The following is a 20,179-nucleotide window of genomic DNA, read 5'->3' on the forward strand; positions in this document are numbered from 1 at the left end:
CTATTTTGATTTGTCCGGTGCTTGCGGAACCGCGGGTAATGGTTTGTATTCCGTTTTAACTTTTGCTTGGATCAGCTCAATTGCTTTTTCCAGCTGAGCATCATTGCCCAGGTATTCCTGGTAAGGATCATTGTCTAAAACAATGTCCGGATCAACGCCGTATCCTTCAATAATCCACTCGCTTTTTTCAGACGAGTAAGAGGCGAATTCCGGTTTGTTGAGTTCGCCACCATCGATAAACGGAAGTGAACCGCTGATACCGACAACACCACCCCAGCTGCGTGTTCCGATAACTGTTCCCAGTTTGTAATGTTTGAAAGCATAAGGGAATAAATCGCCATCAGAAGCAGAGTAACGGTCAATTAACAATACTTTAGGACCAAGAACCATCTGGCTGGGAACGGGAGTAGGATGTTTGACATTTCGGCGAACATTGGCGCGTTGTGCCACCCGCTGCAGGCGTTCAATAAGCATAGGCGAAACATTTCCGCCACCGTTGCCACGATCATCAATAATCAGCCCTTTTTTATTCAGCTGGGGATAAAACAAGCGGGAAAATTGATTAAGCCCATCACGCCCCATGTCCGGAACATGAATGTAACCTACTTCGCCGTTTGTGGCTTCGCTTACTTTTTTGATGTTGTTTTGTACCCAGTTGTAGTAATAAAGATTGGCCTCATCGGCAATCGGAGTTACCAGCACCTTGCGCGCATCGGTTTCTGATGGTTTGCTGTTGAGGCTGATTTCTACCTCTTTGCCGGCTTTGCCTACCAGTAGAGCGTAAATATCCTTGGTTGATTGGGTGCTTACGCCATTTACGGCAACAATGTAATCTCCTGCCTGGGCATTAACACCTACTTCGGTTAATGGCGAGCGCAATTCCTTACTCCAGTTCGCTCCCTCCAAAATTTCATCAATCTTGAAATAGCCTGAAGCATCGGCACTGATTTTGGCACCAAGAAGTCCGGTTTGAATACGGGCTGGCTCGGGGCGTTCGCCGCTCTGCACGTAGGCGTGGCCAACATTCAGTTCGCCAATCAATTCGCCAATAATGTAGGTCAGGTCATCGCGGTGACGGGCATGGGGAACTAATGGAGCATATTTGTCGTGCATGGCTTTCCAGTTCACTCCGTGCATATTTTCTACATAGAAAAAGTCACGCATTTGCCGCCAGCTTTCATCGTAAATCTGTTTCCATTCAGCCTGGTAATCCACCCAAACGTCCATGTTTGACAGGTCAATCGTTTCTTCAAGTGAAACTTTAGAGGAAGGGAGGTCGATAACAGCCCATTTCCGGTCTTTGACCACCAGCATTTTTTTGTGGTTGGCAGAAATACTGAAATTGAAGTTACCCAGTACCGTTTCCTTTTTCTTTTCCAGGTCGTAAAGTTTTGCATTGCGCTCATCGCCATAGTCGTAATAGTAAACTTTATTGTTCACACAATTTACATTGTAGTAGTTTGAAGCTGGAATAGGCAGCGAAACAATCCGATCCGACAACCCTTGCAAATCAATTTTTACTGCTTTATCGGTTGACTTCTGCTCGGCAGATTTGGCCACATCTTTCTTGCTGTCTTCTTTCGATGCGTCTGCAACTTTTACCGTGTCGTTTTCAGGCGCAAAGGGCGATGTGGTTTCACTGGATAAAATAGCCAGGTAGATGCGTGACATCTTGGTGTAAGCATGGTTCCATTCGGTGTGGCTGTATGTGGGATTGAAGTCGCGCGCCGAAACGAATACGATGTATTTTCCATCGCTGGAGAAGGACGGCGAGCCGGAATCGTACCAGTTGTCAGTCACTTCATGCAATTCCTTGGCTTCGGTATTGTAGACCACAATTTTTGAAAAGCGGTTATCTGTTGGGAGGCTGAAGGTGATCCATTTACTGTCGGGTGACCAGTTATAAGCCCGGATTAAACCATACTCAGCCGTATGAACCGTGGTTATTTTTTTCGAATCAATATCGACATAGCGGAGTCTTAGTTTACGATCCGACCACATGATTTTTTTGCTGTCAGGCGACCACTCGAGGCTAAATTTATAGGTGTCGGCTCCTTTGGTGAGCTGAATCGGGGCCTGGTTGCCCAGTTGATCCTGGATGTAGACTTCAAACTCACCGGATTGATCGGACAAGTAAGCGATGTATTTGCCGTTAGGCGACCAAACCGCACTGCGATCGTGGGCTCCGGAGCTTTTGGTCAGGTTGTAAGTGATCCCTTTTTTAGCCGGAACACTAAATACTTCGCCGCGAGCTGAAAATGCGACACGCTCTCCGTTGGGCGAAATGTCGCCGTCAGTAATGTGTTTGGAAGCATCTTTCCATTCGTTACGGGCATATGTAAAATCGTTGTTGATGTGAACAGGAACCTTTACCGGTTGCTTGTCATTCACATTCATTTTATACAGGTAACCACCGTTCTCAAACACAATGTAATCTCCGCCGATCGATGGGAATTTAACATCATATTCGGTGAAGTTGGTTACTTTTTCAACCGATTCGGTTTTGGTGTTGTACACAAAGATGTTCATGGTTCGGTCGCGGTCGGAGATAAAGAAAATCTCGTCGCCGGCCCACATGGGGAAAATATCCTGACCATCATTGTCTGTTATTTGTTTGATTGCCTTGGTTTTGAAGTCGAAAACCCAAACGTCGTCAGCCATCCCTCCTTTGTAGTATTTCCAGGTTCTGAATTCGCGAAAAACACGATTGAAGGCCAGTTGTTTGCCGTCAGGAGAGTAGCTGCAAAATCCGCCTTCGGACAGTGGCAGTTCAGAAGATAAACCACCATCAACAGATACCTGAAAAAGCTGTCCTTTAAAGGAATTGAAGCTTTGCTTACGCGAACGGTACACAATGTTTTTCCCATCCGGAGTCCAGCTCATCACAATGTTGTTAGGTCCCATGCGGTCCGAAACTTTATCGCGGCTCAGGGTCGCCGTGTGGGTTAGTCGTTTGGGAGTGCCTCCATTGGCAGGCATTACAAACACTTCGGTGTTCCCATCATATTGGCCGGTAAATGCCAGTTGGCTTCCATCCGGAGAAAAGTGGGCAAAGAGTTCAAAGCCAATGTCGTTGGTTAGTTTTCTTGCGGTGCCTCCATCGGCTGGCACCGAGTACAAATCGCCGGCATAGGTAAAAACAATTTGGTTGCCGGAAATTGCCGGAAAACGCAGGAGTCGGGCTTCAGCGTTTTCTGCGGAAACCGTACTGATTCCCATAAGAAGAACAAAAATGAACGAAAGATAAATTTTAAACATACTGAATCGTTTTAATTGATATCGATAAGGTTGTATTGGATTTCGTACCCAATAAGTATCATTTGCTCAAATGAATTACACTCAAATTTAGGGGTTTGATTTCGTTTTATTAACAAACAGATGCTTGAAAGGTTATTTCTTAGTAAAGGTAATTCCTGTATTAAGGGGGCATTGAACAGAAACTTTTCATCTTTGTCTTAGTTAGTTCATATTTGTATGCAAATACTATAAATAGTCAGTTAAATAATGTCAGACTTATGGTTCAATTGATGATTATACGGCACGGAGAGACGGTTGAAAACGCAAATAATATTTGTCAGGGGCAGCAGCATGGTTGCTTGTCGGAACTGGGGATCAGGCAAGCCCGTCAATTGGGCGTTCAGCTGAAAGAAGAACCTTTGGATCTGGTTTATTCCAGCGATTTGCAGCGGACGATTGATACAGCTAATGAAATCTTAAAGTTTCACCCGGAGATGAAGTTGATTACAGACCCTCTCTTGCGCGAACGATCGCTCACCTCGTGGGAAGGCAAAGCATTTCCCAAAAACTGGAGTTGGGATTATTTACCTGAAGGAGCGGAAACCAATGAAGACATGCTGGAGCGTGCAGAACAGTTTATTGATAAAATGCTGAGGCTGCATGATGGACAGCGGGTGGCTGCCATTACTCATGGCGGCTTGATTCGGGCTTTTTGGACCGTACTTGCCAACAAGCCGGCTAGTGAGTATTTTTCGTGGGAAGTAACTAAAAATACCTCGGTCAGCCGGGTGGAGTTGTATGCCGATGGCAGGCACCGTGTGGTTGAGCTGAACAATGTCGATCACCTGGACGCAGAAACTCCGGGAACCATGCAGCACTTTTCCTGATTTTAATGGGCGTGCATTAAGCTCGGTTCATACTGAAAATTAAAAGAAGTTTAAATTGCCGGTATTCCCTGCGCTAAACCAAGGGCTTTATTTTTTAGGGCGAAAAAAAGCGTAATTTCGCCGCAAACATCAAGAAAAATAGTTATGAAACTAGATAAGCACCCCGAGGCTAAAGCCTTAATTTTTGATTTGGATGGAACTTTGTCGGATTCGCTTCCGGTACATATTGCCACTTGGCATAAGGTATGTGAGCACTTCAATTGCCGTTTCGATGAAAGTATGGTCGCCGAGCTAACTGGCATGCCAACCATTCAATTTGCCTACCGCATTATCAGCGATAATCAGTTGGAAGGGGTTGATCCGGAGGCACTGGTTCGCATGAAGCAAGAAATATTTTGGCAGAGCGCCGATCAGTTGCGTGCGCATGATTCAGTGGTTCAATTGGTGCATGACTATTTTGGAAAAATTCCACTGGCCGTGGGAACAGGCGCCAGCCGCAAAAGTGCCGAAATGCAATTGCAAACGCTGAAGATTATGGATAAGTTTGATGCGATTGTTACGGCTGACGATGTGACCGAGCATAAGCCGGAACCGCAGACTTTTCTGAAGTGTGCTGAGTTAATCAATGTTACGCCAGAGAAGTGTCATGTATACGAAGATGGGGTGTTGGGAATGCAGGCAGCCAAAACTGCAGGCATGTTTCTGACCGACGTTCGTCCTTTTGTTGAGAAGGTTTAAGTGAGCTTGTTCAGCTTCGGTTGGCCGCGTTTTTAATCCGCAAATAATGAAGGTATTTAAACAACTTTTAATTCTGTTGGGAATTAACTTTATGGGAGAATTGCTTTCCCATTATTTGAGTTTGCCCATTCCAGGGAGCATTACCGGCATGATTTTATTGCTCGTGCTATTGTTTGCCGGAGTAATCAAGGAAAGGCAGATTGCAGAAACTGCGGATTTTTTTCTGAAGAACATGGGGTTCTTTTTTATCCCAGCCGGAGTTGGCGTTATGGTTTCGTACCAATCGCTTGAAGGACGGTATGTTCAAACGATTGTTGCTATTTTGGCTTCAACGCTTATTGTTATGGCTTGCGCTGGCCTGGTGACCCAATTTTTAATTAAACGAAGAAAAAATCACGATGAAGTTTCTGACTGATACCCACTTGTTTGGCATTCTGCTATCGGTAGCTTCGTTTTATGGAATTAGCTACCTGAGGGACAAATTGAAAGCCACCTGGCTGAATCCGTTGATGTCTTCCATCGCTTTGATTATTGGGTTGCTACTTCTTTTCGATATTCCTTTTGAACACTTTATGGAAGGTGGTAGTGTTATCCATTCGTTTTTAGGACCGGTAACGGTGGTGCTGGCCCTGCCTTTGTACCGCAACCGAAAGTTGCTGAAAGCCCATAAATTCGCCATCATGGGAGGCATTACCGCTGGTGTTTTTGCGGCCGTGGCATCGGTTATTTTACTTGGGCGGCTGTTTCAGTTGAATGAGCTGTTGGAGCGTTCCATTATGGGGCATTCGGTAACGACTCCGATTGGTATCGGAATTAGCGACAGTTTAGGTGCCAATGAAGGAATCACAGTGCTTTCGATCATGATTACCGGAATTTTTGGGGTGATCATTGCACCTTCTTTGTATCGTTTATTGCGAATAGTACATCCGGTAGCTAAAGGAATTGGCCTGGGAACTTCGGCTCATGCCTTGGGAACGACCAAAGCCATGGAAATGGGGGAGACGGAAGGTGCCATGAGTAGTCTGGCCATTGGAGTTACCGCCTTGACAACGGTATTGGTGGTCATTATTCTTCAGGTGCTGGGCTGGTATTAATTGAACGTTTATTCCTTGTTTAGGTAGTGATCAAGCTCAAAACTGATCCGGTCAAAATCAATTTCCTTTCCGATAAAAACCAACCTGTTTATAGGTTTTTCACCAGGTATAATCATGCTGCCTTCGGCATAGCTGGTTGCTCCGCCAACAGATTGTACAATGGTCTTGGTAGGAGAATTCTGAGAGAATAAAATGCCTTTGATGCGATAAATCTCGCGTTGATTGATGGCCGCAAAGTAATTGAACCAGTATTTGAAGCGTTCCAAAGAAATTTCACCCGAAAACTCATGGGTGAAAGTGGTGTACTTTTTAGATTGCACGAGGCGAAACATAACAGGTTCTGCCATCTTCTTCTCCAGCTGTCCATGCACACTTTCAGCAAAATGATCCAGTTGAAGTTCGTTGCATTGTCCAAACTTTGTAGTCTGTATTTGGGCCGTTCGGTTCCAGGCTGTCAGGTTCTTTTTAATGGCGTCCAGTTTTGTTTCATCAACCATATCTGTTTTGTTTACAACAAGCAAGTCGCTTAAAATAACTTGCATTTGTTGCTCGCGCTCACTCATCTGTTGATCAAAATTACTGGCATCAATCAGGCACACACTGCCGGCGAGCGTGTATTTTTCTTTCAATTCCTGGTCGTCATAAAACGGTTTAATAACATTTGAAAGGTCGGCAACCCCCGTGGTTTCAATTAGTAAGTAATCAATCTCACCAGCTTTGTCAGCCAGGTCAAGCAGGGTGAGTGAAAACTCATTGGAGATGGAGCAGCAGATGCAGCCATTGCTCAGGTCAAAAATGTTTTCACTGCGCATGCCGACAATCAAATCCTGATCAATGGATTGCTGTCCAAATTCATTTTCAACCAAAGCCAGTTTCAAATGCTGGTGGTGGTGGATAATTTCGTTGATCAAGGTGGTTTTTCCGGCGCCTAAAAAGCCGGTAACCAAAACGACGGGTATTTTTGTGTGCTGTTCCAAATTTGAATGTTTAAGAATTCCGGATTGTTTGCTTCAAGGCAGGAAGCAGATTGCCATACTCAAGTTAACCTGCATTGATTTAGCAGGGAGTTGAATGGGCTTTTAATTAACAAATAGGCACGGACGAAAGATTTAGTCATTGATGCTCATACGGGCAAATGGAACGGCATCTTGCGCGGCAAACTGTTTGTTCTGGTACTTGTAATAACCCGTAATGGCAATCATTGCTGCATTGTCCATGGTAAATGCAAATTTAGGAATGTATATGTTCCAGCCACGTTTTTGGGCTTCTGCTTTCAGTGCATTCTGCAAGCCTGAGTTGGCTGAAACACCACCGCCTACCGTAACTTCCTTAATGCCGGTTTGCTTGGCTGCTTTTACCAGTTTATCCATTAAAATATCGATGATGGTTTTTTGCAGCGAGGCGCACAAATCAGCCTGGTTTTCTTCAATGAAGTTCTCATTTTCCTTGAGTTGATCGCGCAGGAAATACAAGAAGCTGGTTTTTAGTCCGCTAAAGCTGTAGTCGAGCTCTTTGATTCGTGGTTTGGCAAATTTGAACCGGTTCGGATCGCCGATTTTTGCCAGTTTGTCAATCAACGGACCACCCGGATAGGGCATGCCCATTACTTTGGCACATTTGTCAAAAGCTTCGCCGGCAGCATCGTCTATGGTTTGGCCAATGACTTCCATTTCCAGGTGATTTTTCACAATAATGATTTGCGAGTTTCCGCCTGATACCAGCAAATTCAGGTGCGGGAATTTGGGCTCGCGAAACTCTACTCCTTCTTCCTGTATGAAATGTGCGAGCACATGGCCTTGCAAGTGATTAATTTCAATCATTGGAATGCCGGCAGCCAGCGAAAATCCTTTGGCAAAAGAAGTACCCACCAACAGCGAGCCAAGTAAGCCCGGGCCACGGGTAAAAGCAATAGCGGAAATCTCGTCGCGGCTAATGCCTGCCTGCTTGATGGCCTGGTCAACTACGGGAACAATATTTTGCTGATGGGCCCGTGAAGCCAATTCGGGGACAACACCGCCATAAGCCTCGTGAACTTTCTGGCTGGCTATAATATTCGATAGCAAATACCCGTTCTTGATGACAGCGGCCGAGGTATCGTCGCATGATGATTCGATCCCTAAAATGATGATATCTTTTTTATTGTTCATGAAAACCAATTTTCAGCGTAGATTTCAATTATTTTAACTGTTGAACCTAACGATTTACGTGGATTTTAGTTTATTTTGTTTTCTAATTTTTTAAAGCCACAAAATTATTAAAAAATCAGTCAAAATAGTCATTTGGATAGTTGGGGCATTTCTGGTCCTGATTTTGGGTGTGTATCTGGCCTTTCAGACCAGTGTGGTGCAGACTTACCTGGTACGGCAAATCGCCAACCACTTTTCGGAGCGCCTGAATACCCGAATCACTTTGGCTAGCGTGGACATTCGTTTTTTTAACCAAGTGGTTTTAAATGAATTTTTGATTGAAGATCAGCAGCAGGATACCTTGTTTTATGTGGATAAAATGGTGGCATCGATTGATGACCTGAAGATCAAACGAAAACTGATCAATCTGTCGTCCATCGAAATGAGTAAGACGAAGTTTTTTGTGTCGTTAACCGAAGATCAGTTGCCCAACTACAAGTTTATTTTTGATGCCATGCGCTCGAATAAACAACAGGATAACTGGGACTTCTTTTGTCAAAATTTTCTGTTTAATGATACTCGTTTGGGCTACTCCTATTACAAAATGGAAAAGCCTAAAACCATTGATTTATATGACATTCAATTGGATGTAAGTGATTTCGAACTGCATCACGATTCGTTATCATTCAGCATCAATAACATGAGTTTTGATGATCATAAATCCTTTCAGCTGAGTTCGTTAAGCACTCAACTTGTTTCCTCGAATCATGTTGTCAAACTTCAAAATCTGAATGTTTCCACGCCTCATTCTTCCATCGGAAATGCCGATGTTACTCTGGACCAGTCGGAGATGGGAACGGGAAGGGACTTCTCATTTTTAAAGCTGGATGTTGATTTAAAAGAATCGGTGGTTGACTTTGTGGATGTGAGTCAACTGGTGCCTTCTCTGCGAGGAATGGATTTGAAAATTGACCTGTCGGGCCGGGTTTATGGAACCATAGCCGATTTGAAAGCAAAAGATCTGCAACTATCGACGGGACAAAATACCCGGTTGATTTGTGATTTATACAGTAATGGTCTGCCCGATCTGGATCAAACTTATATTTTGCTTGACCTTAAAAATTCAACGGCTGACTTTAAAGATCTGAGCAAAATTAAACTTCCGGATGCTATGGATTCCGATTTTCTGGAGTTTCCGGAGTTGCTTTACGATGCAGGCGTGGTGCGTTATGAGGGAAATTTTACCGGTTTCCTTAGCGATTTTGTGGCCTATGGTTCGGTGCAGTCCAACTTTGGTCAAATTAAAACCGACCTTTCTTTTGTTCCGCAAAAGGGTAACCGGCTGAAAGTAAACGGAAGCTTGCGGACTGTGAATTTTGAGTTGGGCGAATTCACTCAAATTAATCAATTTGAGCAACTGACTTTCAACGGAAAAGTTGATGGTTCATTTAATCAGGTGACGCGCGCTTTTGATGTGGCTGTTGCTGGAGTGGTGGACAGCCTGGTGTTCAATCAGTATAAATTCAAAAACCTGAGTCTGGATGGTGCGCTTCAGGATAAAAGGTTTGAAGGGAGTTTCAATATTCAAGACCCAAACCTGGATGCCAACTTTGTGGGAAAGCTTGATTTTAACAAAGTCATTCCGGAGTTTGATTTTGAAATGAAACTGGGGCAGGCTAATCTAAAAGCGTTGAATATCGATCGTCGGTACGAAAAATCAATGCTTTCGATGTTTCTGAATGCCAATTTTAAAGCAAGCAGCATTGACAACCTCGACGGGAATATTTGGGTGGAAGAAGGGCAGTATGTGAATGAAAACGATACTTTACTGTTGAATAGTTTTAGTGTAAATACTTTTTATGAAGATTCGGCTTACCTGCAAATTCGCTCCGATTTTGCCGATGCCGAAATCACAGGAAATTACTCTTTTCGGACCATTGTTGGAAGTGTTAAAAATTTACTTTATCACTATTTACCTTCTTCCGGCCTTGCTTTTGACGAAACTAAAAGTCTGAACCAGTTTAACTTTAAGGTGATGGTGAAAGACGTTGATCCCATTACCCGGACACTGTTACCCCAGTTGTACATTGGCCCGTCAACAATCTCCGGACGGTTTGATGATCAGCAGTTTCATCTGGATTTGCATGCCGATATCCCTGATATGAGGTATGGAAACCTGATCTTCAATGGTTATTCACTTCGCATCCATTCCAACGACGAATTGGAAGTCAAGAGTCGCTTGGAAGAATTGATGATCAACGATAAACAGCGTATTTATAATTTGGCATTTTTGGCCAATGCTGCCGATGATCGGCTGGATTCTAAAGTAGTGTGGAATAACTTTCATGAAACGACCTACAGTGGCGAGCTGGAAACTCAGATTGACTTTCAGAGTACCGGTTATGGCCAAACGCATGTGGAAATTGCGGTCAAGCCTTCCAATATTTACATTGCTGATACGCTATGGATTGTCCATCCTTCAGTGGTTACCATTGATTCGTCGCGCATTGCAGTGGATAACTTTCGAATCTCGAATAAACAGCAGCAACTTACCGTGGATGGGGTGGTCTCTAAGGATAAAGCCGATCGGCTAAACTTGAAAGTAAACGAAATTAACCTGGGAAATTTGAATTCGTTTGCTCAAAAGGACGTTGCAGTCAGAGGTGTTCTTAATGGTTCGGCCAGTTTGTTTGATGTTTATGAGCGGGCCATGTTGTTGTCCGATTTGAAGGTTGACGATTTGAGTTTTCGAAATCATGCTATTGGCGACGTGAGTTTGGTTAGTAAGTGGGATCGGCCTTCGGAAGAATTGCAGGCTGAGCTGAGTGTGAACACGAAGAATCACCAATCGCTCTATGGCTTTGGTTCCTACAAGCCTGGAAATGACTCGATCGATTTTTCGGTGAGGTTGAATGATTTGTCATTAACTATTTTACAGCCCATTTTGCAGAACAGTTTTCAGAATGTTCGGGGCCGTGGTACGGGTGAAGTGTGGATTCACGGGACTCCTCAAAAGCTGTTGTTGGATGGTGATGTGCTGGGACTGGATGCCGGATTGGCCGTAAAATCCATGCAAGTGGATTATTACTTTAGCGATACGGTGAGCTTTCGTTCTGATTCAATCATTTTTGATCAGATTCAGATTAACGATTACCAAGGGAATAAAGGTGTTTTTGATGGATCAATTCGCCATGATAATTTTCAGAATATGGATTATGACCTGGAAATTAGTTCTCCACGCTTGCTGGCCATGAATACGACTTTTAGAGATAACGAACGTTTTTATGGGAAAGCTTATGCCCGTGGGAGCTTTCAGGTTCGAGGACATGGCAAGGATGTTCTTTTAACCTCGGCAGCCAGCTCCTTAAGCGGAACGTCGATCAATATTTCATTGGACTATGAAGAAGAGGCCCAGGAGTATGATTTCATAAATTTTGTGAATCGGGAACGTATCAACACCAGTAGCCCAATAACAAAGCCACAGAGTCAAAAGTCGAATTTGCAGATGAGCTTCGATTTCAATGTAACTTCCGACGCACAGGTTCAGCTTATTTACAACTCGCAAATTGGTGATGTTATCCGTTCGCGTGGAACGGGCGATTTACAGGTTCGAATTGACCCTGATTTTAATATTACCATGTTTGGCGAGTACCGGGTAGAGCAGGGCGATTACTTGTTTACGCTTCAGAATGTAATCAACAAAAAGTTTGAAATAGCCCGTGGCGGAACCATTCTCTGGAACGGAGACCCGTATGATGCCACCATTGATCTGGAAGCCATCTACAGGCTCAAAGCATCGCTGACGGAACTGTTTCCTAACCCGGTTGACAATATTGATTACAGCCAACGAATTCCGGTTACATGTGGAATCGTCTTAACTGAGAACCTGAACAACCCGGAGATTGCATTCGATATTAATTTTCCAACGGTTGAAGATCGAATCAAAGACCAGGTTCAGCAGTTTTTCAGTACGGATGAAGATATGAACCGGCAGATTTTATCATTGCTGGTTTTGGGACGTTTTTACACGCCCGAATATCTCAGAGGATCCTATCAAGCCACCAACCCGAATCTGGTTGGTTCAACAGCCAGCGAGCTGTTTTCCAATCAACTGAGTAACTGGTTGTCTCAAATTAGCAATGATTTTGACATTGGTGTGAACTATCGTCCGGGTAATCAAATATCGGATGACGAAATTGAATTGGCTTTGAGCACCCAGATTTTTAATGACCGGGTGACGCTGAACGGTAACATCGGGAATAACAGCACGACCAATGCAGCCCGCTCAAATAACAGCAATATTGTTGGTGATTTTGACTTGAATGTAAAGCTGACCAATAACGGGAAGCTGCAGTTAAAAGCGTATAATCGCTCAAACGATAACCTGATTTATGAAACATCACCTTATACTCAGGGAATTGGTGTTTCGTACCGTGAGAACTACAATAATCTGGGCGAACTTTGGCGAAAGTTGAAACGTTTGTTTGTCAAAAGGGACGAGGAGTAGATACGAATGGTCATCGGAGGGCGCTTCCTAAAAACTCTTGAGCGATGTTCCGACTTTAAGTCGTAACTTTGCAAATAATCATTATTTTTGGGGGGTATAATAATTGTTATTATACCTCGTTTTTTATGTGTTTCTCTAAATGAAGACTTATGTTTGGATATATTTTGTTACAAGTTTCAAATGCAGCTGGAGAAAGTGCTGAGGCACTGGCTGAAACAGTTGAACAGGATGGCATTGTGACCCGCTTTTTTGATTTAGCACTCAAAGGAGGCTGGATCATGATTCCCATTGTGGCGCTTTCGCTGATTGCTGTTTTTATTTTCTTTGATCGTTATTTTGCCGTTAAAAAAGCCGGAAAGGTTGACGACTCCTTGCTTGAGCGTGTGAAAGATTACATTTCGCAAGGGAATATTGATGCTGCCTTATCTTTGGTTCGTTCACAGGATAACCCAACAGCACGAATGATTCAGAAAGGAATTAGCCGGATTGGCCGTCCGATGTCGGATGTCAATTCTGCCATTGAAACTGTCGGAAACCTGGAAATTGCCAAGCTGGAAAAAGGATTGCCTGTTTTGGCAAGTGTTGCCGGGGGAGCTCCAATGATTGGTTTCCTGGGAACCGTAATTGGGATGATTCAGGCATTTTACGATATGGCCAATGCTGGAAACAATATTGATGTGACGCTTTTGTCTTCAGGTATTTATCAAGCCATGGTAACTACGGTTGCTGGTTTAACGGTTGGAATTATTGCCTATTTCGCCTACAATATTTTGGTGGCTAGTGTTGAAAAAGTGATTTTCAAGATGGAAGCAGCAACATCCGAATTTCTTGATCTTTTAAATGAACCAGCAAAATAGGAATAATGGCCTTAAAACGAAGAAATAAAGTCGATGCCAGTTTTAGCATGTCATCCATGACTGATATTGTATTCTTGCTGTTGATCTTTTTCATGGTTACATCAACACTTATCGCACCCAATGCATTAAAGTTATTGTTGCCGGAAAGTAATAACCAAACTGCAGCAAAGCCGATAACAACAGTATCTATAACGAAAGATCTGAAATATTACGTGAATACAGGGAAGGATGTTGAGCGGGTTGCCTTTCATGAAATTGAGCCTGCACTGCAAAGTGCAATTGGTGACACACCTGAAGCTTATGTCTCGCTTCATGCTGATAAATCAGTTCCTTTTGAACAAATTATAAAAGTAATGAATATTGCGAAACGCAATAAATACAAAATGATTGTGGCTACAGCGCCCGAAGGACGTTAATGAGTTATTTTGAAAAACATAAAAAGGGATTTATCGGGACGATTGTTGTGCATACAATCGTTTTAATTTTGCTTCTGTTATTTGGTTTTTTCACCCCACTGCCATTACCCGGAGAAGAAGGAATTCTGGTGAATTTTGGAAACTCCAGTCAAGGGGCAGGCCCGAGAGAGCCGGCACCAAGCCGGAAAACTCCAGCTCCTGTTGTTAAAGAAGAAAAGAAAACGGTAACTCCTCCGGCTACAACGCCAACGCCACCTCCGCCTGCGGGCAAACAACCTGAAGCAAAAAAGGAGTTGCTAACACAGGATTATGAGAAAACGGTAGCCTTGGAAGCGGCCAAAAAGAAGAAGGAAGAGGAGCAAAAACGGCAGCAAGAGCTGGAAAATAAGCGGAAACAGGAAGAGCTGGAAAAACAACGCCAGAAAGATTTGGAAGCTCAGCGTCAAGCTGAATTGGAACGTGAGCGCAAGGAAGAGCTTGAGCGTAAACGATTGGCTGAAGAAGCTGAACGGAAGCGCAAGGAGGAAGAAGAGCGCAAAAGAATAGAAGCTGAGCAGCAAAAAATAGCAGAAATTAATAGTAGGGTGTCCAATGCTTTTGGAGCAGGAGGAGCTGGTAGCTCCGATTCAAAAAGTACCGGGGAGGGTGTTACTTTCCCCGGAGGAAACCAAGGCTCTCCGAATGGTTCGGCCAACTCAACCAACTATGGCGAGGGTGGTGGACAAGGAAACGGTATTTCATTCAGTCTGGCTGGACGTTCAGCTAAATCGTTGCCCAAACCGACCTATCCGGGAAATGAAGAAGGTGTCGTGGTGGTTCAGGTTACAGTGGATAAATATGGAAAGGTGACAACTGCCGAGCCGGGTGCACGGGGATCAACAACCTACAATGCCCAGTTGCTGAATGCAGCCAAGCAGGCAGCCCTTAAGGCTAAATTTAATCTCGATGAGTCAGCGCCGGCCTTTCAGCAGGGAACGATTACGTATCGGTTTGTACTGGATTAGATTTGATATCTGAAGGTTTGAGGAATTTGGAATGAATGGTTATTCATTCCAAATTTCCCAAGCTTTGATGGCTTGAAGATGCAACATCTCCAGGCCATTTTTTATGCTCGCTCCTTTAGCCTTTCCCTTCTGCAAAAACAAGGTTTCTTCCGGATTGTAAACCAAGTCGAAAAGAACATGATTTGGAGTGAGAGACTCATAAGGAATCGACGGGCAAGTATCTACTTTAGGGAAAGTTCCAAGCGGTGTTGCATTAATGATAATGAGGTGGTCCTTTATCAGTTGCTCGTCAATCTGTTCATAGTTTAATTCCTTTGCTGACAAGCTCTTTTTCGTTGTGGCTGAAAGGTATTCAATGCCATGTTTATCCAGGATGAATTTGACTGCTTTGGAGGCTCCACCTGTCCCTAAAATTAGTGCTTTCTGATGCTTCTCTCCTAACAGAGGCAGGAGTGATTGTTCAAACCCATAACAATCGGTATTGAATCCTTTTAGGATTATTTTTTCGGCTTTCCGGATAATTTTAATTGTATTGACTGCACCTACAGTTGCAGCCTCTTCGTCAATTTCATCCAGAAAAGGCATAACCTCCTGCTTGTAGGGAATAGTGCAATTTAGTCCGGCAATGTGATCATTTTCCTGAAAAATGGAAGGAAAAAGACTGATATCATCCAGCTCGAAGTTCAGATACTCGTGATTATTAAGGCCCTCTTCTTCAAATTTTTCAGTGAAAAAACGTTTGGAAAATGAGTGCCCCAAGCGGTAACCAATTAATCCGTAAGTTTTCATTTCTGGAGTTTTTTGGATAAACCTTCAACAACAAAGATCAACGCAAAACCGGCCACAGCAAGGCTAATGGCGCCTATTAAAAGCGGTTGGTTGCCTGTAATTACTTCGTAGTTGGTTGGTAAAATGTTCTGCTCAATGAGTGGTTTGAGCTCTCCATGACGATCGACAAAGGTTTCTACCACTTCTTTCCAGGGCCAGACTTTGTTCAAAGAGCCAATCATAAAACCGGCCAATAGTGCAATGGTCAGATCATAGTAGCGTTTGAGCAGCCAGCTAAGCAAGTTTGAAAACAGAATGATTCCGATACTGGCACCACCCAGAAAAACGGCAATAACTGGCAAGTTAAAGCTTGAAACGGCCCCCAAAATAAATTTGTACATACCGAGTAAAACCAAAATGAAACTGCCTGAAATACCTGGCAGGATCATGGCGCAGATAGCGATGGAGCCCGACAAAAAGACAAAGGTGTAGCTGGTGTGGGCTTCGGATGGTGTGATGACCGTTATGAGGTAAGCAATTACAGCACCGGTTGCCAGCGAAAGAAAAGTGGAAGCTTTCCATTGGGCAATATCTTTACCTACGTAGATTGCCGAAGCAATAATCAACCCAAAAAAGAAAGACCAGATCAGAATTGGGTGGTGGTTAAGCAGGTACTCAAGCCCTTTGGCTAATGAAAGTACACTAATGCCGATACCAAGTACCACGGCTAGTAAAAAGTTGCCGTTTACGGCATTCCAGAAATCCTTAAATTTTCCGGTGAAGAATAATTGCAGGGTCTTAAAATTAACGGATTTGATGGAGTTGATTAATTCCTGGTAAATTCCGGTAATAAACGCTATGGTACCTCCGGAAACCCCCGGAACTACATCTGCGGCCCCCATTCCCATTCCTTTCAGTACAATCAGAAGATATTCTTTTATTGATCGGTTCATTTTTCCCTTTTTTTTTGATGAAAGGCAAAAATAGGTCAGGAATTATGAAAAAGAAAGACTTGATGAATATTTTAGGTGAATTTGATTTGAATAAATAAGAAATGGGAACCTGATTTTAGGATTTTAGCAGATTAACCGTATGGCAGGCAACCACGGCAGCCGTTTCAGTCCGTAGCCGACTTTGCCCTAAGCTAACCGGTATGAATTGTTTGTGGATTGCTTTGGCTACTTCATCTTCGGAGAAATCGCCTTCTGGTCCGATGAGAATCAAGTTGGATCCACTCTCACTTAGCTCATCTTTTAGCTCTTTCTTATTTTGCTCGTAACAATGAGCAATAAATTTTTTCCCTTCAAAGTCAGTGTCAAGTAAAGTTTTTAAAGGAGTAAGCGGGTTTAATTTTGGAAGATAAGCTTTGAGTGACTGTTTCATGGCAGAGATAATCACCTTTTGTAAACGCTCGTCTTTTATGACTTTTCGTTCTGAATGGTCACACAAAACCGGGGTAATTTCATCAATTCCAATTTCGGTGGCTTTTTCCAAAAACCATTCAAAACGATCGATATTTTTAGTTGGTGCAACTGCCAGGTGCAAGTAATGTGTGCGCTTATTATACTCGCTTATTTTCTTAATGATTTCAACCTGACACCTTTTGGGATGTGCATCGCTGATTTGAGCCTCAAAGAAGTTTCCTTTTCCATCAATAAGCTGGATAACATCACCGGCTGTTAACCGAAGAACGCGAACAGCATGTTTTGATTCTGTTTCATCTAAACAATAAGTAGACTCGCTGATGTCGGGCGTGTAAAAAAGCTGCATATTCAATATTTTTGGCAAAAGTAGCGAAATATTTTTTGACAGAAAGAAGTACTATACAATTAGAATCCCCGGAGATCAATATGAAGTCCGGGGATTCTAAACCTTAAGTTTACACTGAAAGGGTGGCTATTTAAGCATTCGTGGAATAAGGTGGAAAGCCAGGTCGCCTCCTCGTGCTGAAACACCTTCCCATTCGTCAACATCAAAGTCAACACCAACTGTAGAGCATGTTGGCATATCACTATTAAATAGCTTAACCAGATTGTTGGTCAGATGATAAACCATAGGATTATGCCCAAACACAAAAACAGTTTGTATGTCATTTGGTATTTCACGCAAAAGGTCAATAAATTCTTGCGTGGTCATTCCCTCATATAAGTCTTCTTCGAGTTGGATTGAATTGAGAGGATAACGAAAATTATCAGCATATATTTTGGCTGTTTTTAAAGCTCTTTTTGCTGGGCTTGAAATAATGAGATCTGCTTTTACGCCATCACCAATTAGCTTTAAACTAATTCGGTTTGCATCACTTTTTCCGCGGTCCCGAAGTTTTCGGCTAAAATCTTCATCGTAGCCATAAGGGACTGCTTTTGCATGACGAACAATCACAACTCTTTTCATGGGGTTAGATTTTGTATGTTTAACTATAAATATTACACTTCGTTTCGATTGTAAAATCGGGATAAATAAATGATTTTACAACTAAAATAACCCTATTTTTGACGACTACACGTTAATAAAATTTGCAATGAAAAGAATCGGATTGATATCAGATACCCATGGAAAACTAAGCAAACGAGTGGTTCGTTTTTTGGAAGAGGTTGATGAAATTTGGCATGCCGGAGACATTGGTTCCGAAGAATTAGCCGATAAACTGATGGAGTTGAAGCCGCTGCGAGCAGTCTATGGAAATATTGATGGCCATGTTTTGCGTCGGATGTATCCTGAGAGTCTGCGTTTTTTTTGTGAAGAAGTTGATGTCCTGATAACACATATCGGGGGATACCCCGGGCGGTATGAACCCCGCATTAGAAAAGCAATGTACGCTAATCCTCCTCAGCTCTTTATTTCTGGGCATTCTCATATACTGAAAGTTGTTCACGATAAGAAAATCAATACGTTACATATAAATCCCGGAGCTGCAGGAAATAGTGGATTCCATAATGTTTGCACTGCAGTTCGTTTTAAGATTGATGGAAAGAATATAAGTGACCTTGAAGTGTTAGAGTTCGAACGAACAAAATTCTAGATTATAGTCTATTTGAACTATATTGTTGTTGTATAGAATTATTAATCTATATTTGTAAATATAGTCTAAATGTTCTAATTTTGACATGTGGAAAAGATAGCCGTCATATCGTCTGATATAATAAATTCATCACAATTTGATGAGCAAGCCTTTTTGAACACGATGCATGTTCTTGAAGAGCCTGCCGGAACCTACTTGACCAATAAAGGGGAGCCTGTTTTATCAAGTAGAGGCGATAGCTTTCAGCTAATGACTGTTGATATTCAGCATAGTTTCATGAAAGCGATTTATTTAAAATCCTTTTTTAAGAAGCAGCAGATTGGGTTAAAAGATGAAAGAGAAAAAGCTCCTATCGATATTCGAATATCTCTGGCTGTTGGATATGCCAAAGAAATACCTGATCATATCGGTAAATCAATGGAAGAACCTTTTGTGCTTTCCGGACGTGCACTTGATCAGATGAAAAAAAAGAAGCAAAGCTTTATTATTACGACAAGCCATGAGGAGTATAATAAAGAGTTCGAATTGATTTGCTCTTTTTTAGATCATCTTTTTAATGGATGGACACTGGCACAGGCTGAAGTAATTTATTATCTTGTTCAAGGATATAAACAGAAGGAAATTGCAGGTATACTGAACCTCTCACAACCATCGGTAAGTAACCGAATTCAGCTTGCCAATTGGAACCTTATTGAGAAAACGAACAGGCGGTTTCTTGAAATTGTTGAAAAAATTGACTAATAATGGTTTTATTGCTTCGATTGTTAATTGCGCATTTGTTGGCTGATTTTTTGTTTCAGCCTGGCTCTTGGGTGACGGAAAAGAATGAACGCGGAATTAAATCGGTAAAATTACTCCTGCATGTGCTTGTTGTTACTTTTCTATCGGTCGTTTTAACATTGGACTATTTTTCATGGAAAATTCCCGTTTTTATATTCGTATTTCATTATTTGATTGACCTGGGAAAGATATACTTAAAGCCAGCCAAACTCAATCATTTGCTATGGTTCTTGTTTGATCAGCTGGTTCATTTGGTGGCAATAGTGGCTGTTGTTGCAATAACAAATCATTTTTCATTTGATTGGAAAATGAAGTTTACGGAGTTAGTTACCGACCCAAACCTATTGGTTTTAATTGTAGCCTATATTTTCGTCATTTGGCCATCTATGATCATTATTAACCTGGCAACAAAACGATGGCAAAATCAAATGAATGAAGGAGCAGAACCCAGTTTGCCTAATGCAGGGAAATGGATTGGTATTTTAGAACGCGTTTTAGTTTTGACTTTTGTTTTGACAGCCCAGTTTCAGGCGATTGGTTTTCTGATTGCAGCCAAATCCATTTTGCGAATCTCAGTAAAAAGTGAAGCTCATGCCCGTTTGCTTTCCGAGTATGTTTTAGTGGGAACCTTTATCAGCTTTGCCATTGCTATTTTAATTGGGCTATCTGCTCTCTCCTTTTTGTAATAAACTGCATGGCAGTAGAATGCCGATATTTCACTCTACTCCATGCTGTCTTTTTTAGTT

18 protein-coding genes are annotated in these 20,179 nt (G+C 42.6%); 11 read left to right on the forward strand and 7 right to left on the reverse strand.

From position 1 onward, the window contains the following. Positions 1-3,258, reverse strand: coding sequence for a S41 family peptidase (locus Q1A18_RS06175; RefSeq protein ID WP_299578054.1), 3,258 nt, complete (start codon positions 3,256-3,258; stop codon positions 1-3). A 257-nt stretch (positions 3,259-3,515) separates the two neighbouring features. Here Q1A18_RS06175 and Q1A18_RS06180 point away from each other — a divergent pair, with 257 nt between their 5' ends. From Q1A18_RS06180 to Q1A18_RS06195, 4 genes are all read left to right on the forward strand, one after another. Next, positions 3,516-4,124, forward strand: a complete 609-nt coding sequence (locus tag Q1A18_RS06180; RefSeq protein WP_299578055.1) for a histidine phosphatase family protein — start codon at positions 3,516-3,518, stop codon at positions 4,122-4,124. Between the two features lie 144 nt (positions 4,125-4,268). Further along, complete coding sequence (locus Q1A18_RS06185) at positions 4,269-4,862, forward strand: HAD-IA family hydrolase (protein ID WP_299578056.1); 594 nt, start codon at positions 4,269-4,271, stop codon at positions 4,860-4,862. Positions 4,863-4,908: 46 nt separating this feature from the next. Beyond that, positions 4,909-5,277: a CidA/LrgA family protein gene (locus Q1A18_RS06190; RefSeq protein ID WP_299578057.1), complete on the forward strand. Its 369-nt coding sequence runs from the start codon at positions 4,909-4,911 to the stop codon at positions 5,275-5,277. Beyond that, a complete protein-coding gene (locus tag Q1A18_RS06195) occupies positions 5,261-5,956 on the forward strand; it encodes an LrgB family protein (protein ID WP_299578058.1) in 696 nt (231 codons plus the stop codon). Before Q1A18_RS06190 ends, Q1A18_RS06195 begins: the two co-directional genes overlap by 17 nt. An 8-nt stretch (positions 5,957-5,964) precedes the next feature. On the opposite strand, the gene Q1A18_RS06200 is transcribed toward Q1A18_RS06195, so the two are convergent. After that, positions 5,965-6,933 carry a GTP-binding protein gene (locus Q1A18_RS06200; protein WP_299578059.1) on the reverse strand — a complete coding sequence of 323 codons (969 nt, stop codon included), beginning with the start codon at positions 6,931-6,933 and terminating at the stop codon, positions 5,965-5,967. Between the two features lie 132 nt (positions 6,934-7,065). Further along, the gene (gene tsaD / locus Q1A18_RS06205) at positions 7,066-8,103 is read right to left on the reverse strand and encodes a tRNA (adenosine(37)-N6)-threonylcarbamoyltransferase complex transferase subunit TsaD (protein ID WP_299578060.1); all 1,038 of its coding nucleotides are present in this window, start codon (positions 8,101-8,103) and stop codon (positions 7,066-7,068) included. 169 nt (positions 8,104-8,272) lie between these two features. Between tsaD and Q1A18_RS06210 the strand changes: the two genes are divergently transcribed. From Q1A18_RS06210 to tolA, 4 genes are all read left to right on the forward strand, one after another. After that, positions 8,273-12,589, forward strand: a complete 4,317-nt coding sequence (locus Q1A18_RS06210) for a translocation/assembly module TamB domain-containing protein (RefSeq protein ID WP_299578140.1) — start codon at positions 8,273-8,275, stop codon at positions 12,587-12,589. A 149-nt stretch (positions 12,590-12,738) separates the two neighbouring features. Next, complete coding sequence (locus Q1A18_RS06215) at positions 12,739-13,446, forward strand: MotA/TolQ/ExbB proton channel family protein (RefSeq protein WP_299578061.1); 708 nt, start codon at positions 12,739-12,741, stop codon at positions 13,444-13,446. Between the two features lie 5 nt (positions 13,447-13,451). Then, the gene (locus Q1A18_RS06220) at positions 13,452-13,862 is read left to right on the forward strand and encodes a biopolymer transporter ExbD (RefSeq protein ID WP_299578062.1); all 411 of its coding nucleotides are present in this window, start codon (positions 13,452-13,454) and stop codon (positions 13,860-13,862) included. Further along, on the forward strand, positions 13,862-14,866 hold the full coding sequence (gene tolA / locus Q1A18_RS06225) for a cell envelope integrity protein TolA (protein WP_299578063.1): 1,005 nt from the start codon (positions 13,862-13,864) through the stop codon (positions 14,864-14,866). The genes Q1A18_RS06220 and tolA overlap by 1 nt, the downstream gene beginning before the upstream one ends. Positions 14,867-14,905: 39 nt before the next feature. On the opposite strand, the gene Q1A18_RS06230 is transcribed toward tolA, so the two are convergent. The 4 genes from Q1A18_RS06230 to Q1A18_RS06245 form a co-directional block, all read right to left on the reverse strand. After that, positions 14,906-15,655: a shikimate dehydrogenase gene (locus Q1A18_RS06230; RefSeq protein WP_299578064.1), complete on the reverse strand. Its 750-nt coding sequence runs from the start codon at positions 15,653-15,655 to the stop codon at positions 14,906-14,908. Next, a complete protein-coding gene (locus Q1A18_RS06235; RefSeq protein WP_299578065.1) occupies positions 15,652-16,587 on the reverse strand; it encodes a DUF368 domain-containing protein in 936 nt (311 codons plus the stop codon). The genes Q1A18_RS06230 and Q1A18_RS06235 overlap by 4 nt, the downstream gene beginning before the upstream one ends. 115 nt (positions 16,588-16,702) lie before the next feature. After that, positions 16,703-17,404, reverse strand: a complete 702-nt coding sequence (locus Q1A18_RS06240; RefSeq protein WP_299578066.1) for a 16S rRNA (uracil(1498)-N(3))-methyltransferase — start codon at positions 17,402-17,404, stop codon at positions 16,703-16,705. A gap of 126 nt (positions 17,405-17,530) precedes the next feature. Beyond that, entirely contained in the window at positions 17,531-18,025 is a 495-nt protein-coding gene (locus Q1A18_RS06245) for a histidine phosphatase family protein (protein WP_299578067.1), read from the reverse strand. A 127-nt stretch (positions 18,026-18,152) separates the two neighbouring features. Here Q1A18_RS06245 and Q1A18_RS06250 point away from each other — a divergent pair, with 127 nt between their 5' ends. From Q1A18_RS06250 to Q1A18_RS06260, 3 genes are all read left to right on the forward strand, one after another. Next, the gene (locus tag Q1A18_RS06250; RefSeq protein WP_299578068.1) at positions 18,153-18,653 is read left to right on the forward strand and encodes a metallophosphoesterase family protein; all 501 of its coding nucleotides are present in this window, start codon (positions 18,153-18,155) and stop codon (positions 18,651-18,653) included. 87 nt (positions 18,654-18,740) lie between these two features. Continuing rightward, positions 18,741-19,394, forward strand: coding sequence for a hypothetical protein (locus Q1A18_RS06255; protein WP_299578069.1), 654 nt, complete (start codon positions 18,741-18,743; stop codon positions 19,392-19,394). Between the two features lie 2 nt (positions 19,395-19,396). Next, the gene (locus Q1A18_RS06260; RefSeq protein WP_299578070.1) at positions 19,397-20,119 is read left to right on the forward strand and encodes a DUF3307 domain-containing protein; all 723 of its coding nucleotides are present in this window, start codon (positions 19,397-19,399) and stop codon (positions 20,117-20,119) included. The last annotated feature ends 60 nt before the right edge of the window (positions 20,120-20,179 follow it).

Origin of the sequence: uncultured Sunxiuqinia sp. (genome assembly GCF_947495665.1) — a bacterium.
Classification (GTDB): domain Bacteria; phylum Bacteroidota; class Bacteroidia; order Bacteroidales; family Prolixibacteraceae; genus Sunxiuqinia; species Sunxiuqinia rutila.

Excerpts from the sequence above, each read along its gene's own strand:
- Q1A18_RS06250 (WP_299578068.1), top strand. The coding sequence starts at position 18,153 with ATGAAAAGAATCGGATTGATATCAGATACCCATGGAAAACTAAGCAAA.
- Q1A18_RS06230 (WP_299578064.1), bottom strand. The coding sequence starts at position 15,655 with ATGAAAACTTACGGATTAATTGGTTACCGCTTGGGGCACTCATTTTCC.
- Q1A18_RS06220 (WP_299578062.1), top strand. The coding sequence starts at position 13,452 with ATGGCCTTAAAACGAAGAAATAAAGTCGATGCCAGTTTTAGCATGTCA.
- Q1A18_RS06215 (WP_299578061.1), top strand. The coding sequence starts at position 12,739 with ATGTTTGGATATATTTTGTTACAAGTTTCAAATGCAGCTGGAGAAAGT.
- Q1A18_RS06175 (WP_299578054.1), bottom strand. The coding sequence starts at position 3,258 with ATGTTTAAAATTTATCTTTCGTTCATTTTTGTTCTTCTTATGGGAATC.
- Q1A18_RS06190 (WP_299578057.1), top strand. The coding sequence starts at position 4,909 with ATGAAGGTATTTAAACAACTTTTAATTCTGTTGGGAATTAACTTTATG.
- Q1A18_RS06260 (WP_299578070.1), top strand. The coding sequence starts at position 19,397 with ATGGTTTTATTGCTTCGATTGTTAATTGCGCATTTGTTGGCTGATTTT.
- Q1A18_RS06235 (WP_299578065.1), bottom strand. The coding sequence starts at position 16,587 with ATGAACCGATCAATAAAAGAATATCTTCTGATTGTACTGAAAGGAATG.
- Q1A18_RS06180 (WP_299578055.1), top strand. The coding sequence starts at position 3,516 with ATGGTTCAATTGATGATTATACGGCACGGAGAGACGGTTGAAAACGCA.
- Q1A18_RS06240 (WP_299578066.1), bottom strand. The coding sequence starts at position 17,404 with ATGCAGCTTTTTTACACGCCCGACATCAGCGAGTCTACTTATTGTTTA.
- Q1A18_RS06245 (WP_299578067.1), bottom strand. The coding sequence starts at position 18,025 with ATGAAAAGAGTTGTGATTGTTCGTCATGCAAAAGCAGTCCCTTATGGC.
- Q1A18_RS06185 (WP_299578056.1), top strand. The coding sequence starts at position 4,269 with ATGAAACTAGATAAGCACCCCGAGGCTAAAGCCTTAATTTTTGATTTG.
- tsaD (WP_299578060.1), bottom strand. The coding sequence starts at position 8,103 with ATGAACAATAAAAAAGATATCATCATTTTAGGGATCGAATCATCATGC.
- Q1A18_RS06195 (WP_299578058.1), top strand. The coding sequence starts at position 5,261 with ATGAAGTTTCTGACTGATACCCACTTGTTTGGCATTCTGCTATCGGTA.
- tolA (WP_299578063.1), top strand. The coding sequence starts at position 13,862 with ATGAGTTATTTTGAAAAACATAAAAAGGGATTTATCGGGACGATTGTT.